Below are 4,858 nucleotides of genomic sequence, written 5' to 3' on the forward strand. Positions count from 1 at the left end.
GCACTGTCGCGCCGGGGCGGTCCGTCGTTCAGGGGGCTCAGCGTAGGGCGCGGTAGAGCAGGTAGAGGCCGATCACCGTGCCGAACACCACGATCATGGTCTTCAGCACCACCGGCGGCAGCCGACGGACCAGCTTGGCGCCCGCGTACCCGCCGACCAGGGTGGCCGGCGCGACCACCGCGACCGCCGCCCAGTTCACCGGGCCGAAGAGGGCGAACACCACCAGCGTGGTCAGTCCGACCGTGGCGGAGAGCAGATTCTTGATCGCGCTCACCCGGGCCAGGGTCGTGTCCAGCACCAGGGCGAGCCCGGCCACCAGCATCACGCCGAGCGCGGCGCCGAAGTAGCCGCCGTACACCGAGCCGAACGCGACCATCGCCTGCACGGTGACCGTGCGGCGGCGCGGGCTGAGGTCGGCCGGGTGGCCGACCAGCCGGCGCAGCGGGTCCTGGAAGGCCAGCACGGCGGTCGCGCCCAGCACCAGGAACGGCACCACCAGCTCGAACGCCCGCGCCGGGGTGGCCAGCAGCAGCACGCAACCGATCAGCGTGCCCACGATGGTGGTGGGGATCAGCAGCGCCACCCGGCGGGCCGGCGGCAGGTCCATCCGGCTGCCCGCCACACTGGCCACGTACCCGGGGAAGACCGACACCGAGTTGCTGACGTTCGCCGGGATCGGGGGCAGGCCGATGGCGATCAGCGCCGGGAAGGTGATCAGCGAGCCGCCCCCGGCCACCGCGTTCACCGTGCCCGCGGCGAGACCGGCGGCGAGCAGGAGCGCGGCGTCGGAGAGGTTCATGGTTACCGGAGGCTACAGCGTGTCTCAAAACTCGGTTGGGTCATGAGGCACCGCCCTTCTCGGGCGTCCTTGCCGTCACGGGTGTTCGTGGCGGTGGGGTTCCTCCGTCGTTGAGGCTGGTTTCGCCGGCGCGTGGGCGCTGGCCAGAGCCGTCCTCTCGGGAGGCGTTGGTGACCGGGCCTCGTGCTTCGGGGTCCCGGGTCTGGGCGTGGTGTTGCTCGGCCCAGACGGCGAGGTTGACCGCCGCGTTGATGTCCCGGTCGGCGGTGTGCCCGCACTCGTGGCAGCAGAAGACGCGTACCTGCAGGGGTAGGGCGGGGCCGGTGGTGCGGCAGGCGCTGCACATCCTGGTGGACGGATACCAGCGTGGCGCGCGGGTGGTGTGCCCGCCGCGCCAGCGTTGTCTGTAGCCGATGATGCGGACCAGGTCGAACTGTTCCCACGCCGAGCGCCACAACCGGACACCACCGCCCTCCTTGCGTTCGGGGCCGGACACCGGATGCTGTCCGCCCTCGTGGTCCGCGCGCACGCCGAGCACGGCAGGCGGCTGTTCGTGCCGGCGCTGTACCTTGCGGGTACCACACAGCGCTGGACGAGCACATCGGTGCGCTGCCGATGATGGACGTCGTCGTCGAGCTGCGGTACTCGGGCGCACTCGCCGTGGGGCAGTTGGTGAAGCAGGGGGTCGACTGGCAACTGGCCCACGCTGTGGTGCTCGGCCGGCCTGATCCCGAGTGGCCCGAGGGCCGTCCGGTGCTGACCGAGTCGCCGACGGGCGTATGCGGGCTGGGCGTTTTGACGATCGACATCCGCTGAGTGACCGCGATGCCGCCGGGTGGGAAATGAGGGCGGCGACCGCGTCGTTAGGATGAGTGCGCGACGGACGAGTCGACCGGGCGGTCGCGTCGACGGGCTGCGGCCCGTCGCCGAGGAACGTCCGGACTCCACAGGGCAGGGTGGTTGCTAACGGCAACCCGGGGTGACCCGCGGGACAGTGCCACAGAAAACAGACCGCCGGCCCGAAACGGGACGGTAAGGGTGAAACGGTGGGGTAAGAGCCCACCAGCATCCCGGGTGACCGGGATGGCTCGGTAAACCCCACCCGGAGCAAGGCCAAGAAAGGGCCGTCACCGCAAGATGACGACCCGCGCAGACGCTTGAGGGCGGCCCGCCCGATGTCTGCGGGTAGGCCGCTGGAGCCTGCCGGCGACGGCAGGCCGAGATGGATGGCCGCCGCCGACGCGCCCTCGGGCCGCGTCGGTCACAGAATCCGGCGTACAGGTCGACTCGTCCGTCGCCCACCAGGTCGGCTGCCGTCATGTGGTGGCTGACCTGGTGCTTCCCCGGCGGCCCGCCGCTGTCCACTGCTGCTGACTAGAGGATGGGCACGCGGCGGCGCGGCTTGGCGAACACTTCCCCTTGGTTGGCTGATTTAGGATCATGTCGTGACGCACCCTCGCCGTCGCAGGCTATCGGCTCTCGTCGGCTGGGCGCTCTACCTCACAGCGGGCGTCGGGCTGCTGCTGCACTGGGGTTTCGTCGTCTGGCTGCTGACGGGCGTAGGCATGCTCGCCATCCAGTGGTCGTATGGCTTCGGCCGGCGACAGTCGCTGCAGGAACAGAGAGAATCAGAGTCGAGGTCGAATACCGGCGCGTGACGTCAAGCGCTGCGTGGTGGCAAGTCGGCTGTGCCGGCCGTGCCGCGTGACTTCGTCTGTCAGGCGGGAGCGCGGTTCTCTTCCGTCGGGCGGAGGGCGACGACCGCGGCCAGGATGAGGGCACCGCCGAGCAGCGCGGGCCAGGCCAGTCGCTCGCCCAGGAGCAGGGCCGCGAGGAGGGCCGCGGAGAGCGGCTCGACGAGGGTGGCGACGGTGGCGGCCGCTCCGGAGGTCGTCCGCAGCCCGGCGTAGAGCAGGCCGTACGCCAGGGCCATCGTCGCGACGCCGAGGTACGCCAGCAGGGTGAGCGAGGCGGGGTCCGTGGTGCGGACCGGTTCGCCCGCCGTGGCGGCGATCCCCAGGAAGGGGAGCAGGGCCACCGCGCCGACCACGGTGGCAGAGGTGGTCAGGGGTACGGCGTCGACCCGCTGGGCCAGGGTGTGTCCCAGCACGGTCGTCGCCGCGTACGTGGCCCCGGCGGCGACGGCGAGGACGAGTCCGAGGCCCGGTCGGTGGCCGGGTGCCGGCGGGCCGTGCCCTGCGGCCAGGCTGATCAACACCAGGCCGGCCAGCGCGGCCGCCAGGACGCCCAGCTCCCGCGCGGAGGGCCGGGACCGGGCGGTGGCGTGCTCCCAGCCGGCGGCCAGGATCGGCGCGAGGCCGAGCGACACGACGGTCGAGACGCTGACGCCGACCAGCAGGACGGAGACGAAGTACAGGCCCTGATACAGGGCGGTGCCGCACCCGACCAGGACAGCCGGCACGGGATGGGCACGCATGGTCGCGAGCACGCCGCCGGACCGGCGGGTCACCACGGCGAAGCCGACCAGCGCCACGGCGGCCAGCGCCATCCGGTAGGCGCTGACCGTCATCGCGCCGAGTCCGGCGCGCTCGTGCAGCACGGTGACCACCAGCCCGCCGGTCCCCCAGAGGACGCCGGCCGCGCAGACCTGGAGCAGTCCGACCCTTGCGTTCCGGTGTCCGGACTCCGCCCTCGTCGCCACGGGGGCAACCTACCGGCGGCCCCCGCACCGCGTTCAGGTGGCCGGGACCGTGCCCACGCGGAGGCGGTTGCCGTCGGGGTCGGTCACCATGAACTGCCGCCCCCAGTCCATCACCTCGACCTCGGCCCCACCGAACGCCGCCGCCACCGCGTCGACGTCGTCGACGTAGAGATAGAGGAGCGTGTCCGGCCGGGCGTCTCCGGTGTGCTCGGACAGGTGGATCTCCATCGCGCCCCGGGCGATGCTCACGTACCGCGGCAGATCGGGCGCGAAGCGGTGCTCCCACTGCTTGGCGAAGCCGAGCCGGGCGTACCAGGCCACGGCGGCGTTCGCGTCGGTGGTGCGCAGGACAGGGGCGAGCCGTTCCGTCATCCCTGCAGTGTGGACCCACCGCGACCCGCTACGGCAGACGCAGCTCCGGCAGGTCGAGCCAGGACGTCAGCGCCGCCAGTTCGGCGTGCACGGCCGCGGTCGTTCCCGGGGTGAACGGCACGTCCTCGTGGATCGCGTCCACCCGGAACGCCTTGCCCTTCCGGTCGGCCGTGGCGTCGACCTTGCCGACCAGCCGGTCGTGGTGCAGCACCGGCAGGGCGAAGTAGCCCCAGCGGCGCTGCGCCTTCGGCACGTACATCTCCAGGCGGTAATCGAAGTCGAAGAGTTCCAGCGCCCGCCTGCGGTCGTGCACCAGCCGGTCGAAGGGGGAGAGCAGGGCGGTGCGCCCGGTGAACGGCGCGCCGTCCAGCGCGGCCGGGTCGACCCGCCAGGCGCCGGACGTACCCTCGATCTCCGCCGGCTCGCCGGCCTCGCCGACGACCAGCGGGCGGGCGACGCCGAGCGAGCGGAGCAGCCGTTCGTCGCGGGCCCGCCGGGCCTCCTCGGCGGGGACGGCGGGCGTGCCGGTGGGGTAGACCCGCTCGGCCAGGTCCCACCGGCGCTGCCGGCCGATCCGGCCGGCGATGGCGATCTCGCCGCGCGCGGCGAGGAACTCCAGCATCTGCGTGACGTTGCGGTTGTTGGTCCAGCCGGTCGACGGCCAGGGCACCACGCTGCGGTCCTGCACGTCCCGGCTGAGCAGCGGCCCCGAGTCGCGCAGCAGGTCGAGCACGTACCGGCGGAACGCGTCGTTGGCGGCCAGCCAGTCGCGACGGCGGGGCTCCTCCGGCCAGGTCGCCATGTCGGCGAGGTACAGCCCCAGGTCGGTCATGGGCCGGATCATCGCCCGGTGCTCGAACAGGGCCCGCTCGTCCTCCAGCGCCCGGGTCAGGTGCGCGGGCCGGTACGCGCTGCCGAGCCGGGTCCAGGCCGGATCGGGTCGAGCATCCGGTAGGTGCTCCCCGAGGCGCGCGGCTCGGCCAGCACCATCGACTTGTCCACCAGCACGGAGAGCGGGTCGAGCG

At 72.6% G+C, this 4,858-nt stretch carries 7 protein-coding genes and 1 other RNA gene; 3 read left to right on the forward strand and 5 right to left on the reverse strand.

Going from position 1 to position 4,858, the window contains the following annotated elements; genetic code table 11:
- Positions 1-37 precede the first annotated feature (37 nt).
- Positions 38-799, reverse strand: a complete 762-nt coding sequence (locus tag ACWEVO_RS30090) for a sulfite exporter TauE/SafE family protein (RefSeq protein WP_452310847.1) — start codon at positions 797-799, stop codon at positions 38-40.
- 40 nt (positions 800-839) lie between these two features.
- Positions 840-1,328, reverse strand: a complete 489-nt coding sequence (locus ACWEVO_RS30095; RefSeq protein WP_452310848.1) for a zinc ribbon domain-containing protein — start codon at positions 1,326-1,328, stop codon at positions 840-842.
- A gap of 89 nt (positions 1,329-1,417) precedes the next feature.
- Here ACWEVO_RS30095 and ACWEVO_RS30100 point away from each other — a divergent pair, with 89 nt between their 5' ends.
- From ACWEVO_RS30100 to ACWEVO_RS30110, 3 genes are all read left to right on the forward strand, one after another.
- Positions 1,418-1,615: a hypothetical protein gene (locus ACWEVO_RS30100; protein WP_452310849.1), complete on the forward strand. Its 198-nt coding sequence runs from the start codon at positions 1,418-1,420 to the stop codon at positions 1,613-1,615.
- Positions 1,616-1,683: 68 nt separating this feature from the next.
- An RNA gene (gene rnpB, locus ACWEVO_RS30105) (RNase P RNA component class A) lies at positions 1,684-2,093 on the forward strand.
- A gap of 151 nt (positions 2,094-2,244) precedes the next feature.
- Entirely contained in the window at positions 2,245-2,457 is a 213-nt protein-coding gene (locus ACWEVO_RS30110; RefSeq protein WP_452310850.1) for a hypothetical protein, read from the forward strand.
- 59 nt (positions 2,458-2,516) lie between these two features.
- On the opposite strand, the gene ACWEVO_RS30115 is transcribed toward ACWEVO_RS30110, so the two are convergent.
- From ACWEVO_RS30115 to ACWEVO_RS30125, 3 genes are read right to left on the reverse strand one after another with little or no spacing between them, the layout of a single operon-like run.
- The gene (locus ACWEVO_RS30115; protein WP_452310851.1) at positions 2,517-3,461 is read right to left on the reverse strand and encodes an EamA family transporter; all 945 of its coding nucleotides are present in this window, start codon (positions 3,459-3,461) and stop codon (positions 2,517-2,519) included.
- A 33-nt stretch (positions 3,462-3,494) separates the two neighbouring features.
- Positions 3,495-3,833, reverse strand: coding sequence for a glyoxalase superfamily protein (locus tag ACWEVO_RS30120; RefSeq protein WP_452310852.1), 339 nt, complete (start codon positions 3,831-3,833; stop codon positions 3,495-3,497).
- 28 nt (positions 3,834-3,861) lie between these two features.
- The gene (locus ACWEVO_RS30125) at positions 3,862-4,725 is read right to left on the reverse strand and encodes a DNA glycosylase AlkZ-like family protein (RefSeq protein ID WP_452310853.1); all 864 of its coding nucleotides are present in this window, start codon (positions 4,723-4,725) and stop codon (positions 3,862-3,864) included.
- Positions 4,726-4,858 lie beyond the last annotated feature (133 nt).

The sequence above is a fragment of the Micromonospora sp. NPDC003776 genome (genome assembly GCF_053605645.1).

Coding starts and splice junctions, on each gene's coding strand:
- ACWEVO_RS30090 (WP_452310847.1), bottom strand. CDS start 799: ATGAACCTCTCCGACGCCGCGCTCCTGCTCGCCGCCGGTCTCGCCGCG.
- ACWEVO_RS30100 (WP_452310849.1), top strand. CDS start 1,418: ATGGACGTCGTCGTCGAGCTGCGGTACTCGGGCGCACTCGCCGTGGGG.
- ACWEVO_RS30120 (WP_452310852.1), bottom strand. CDS start 3,833: ATGACGGAACGGCTCGCCCCTGTCCTGCGCACCACCGACGCGAACGCC.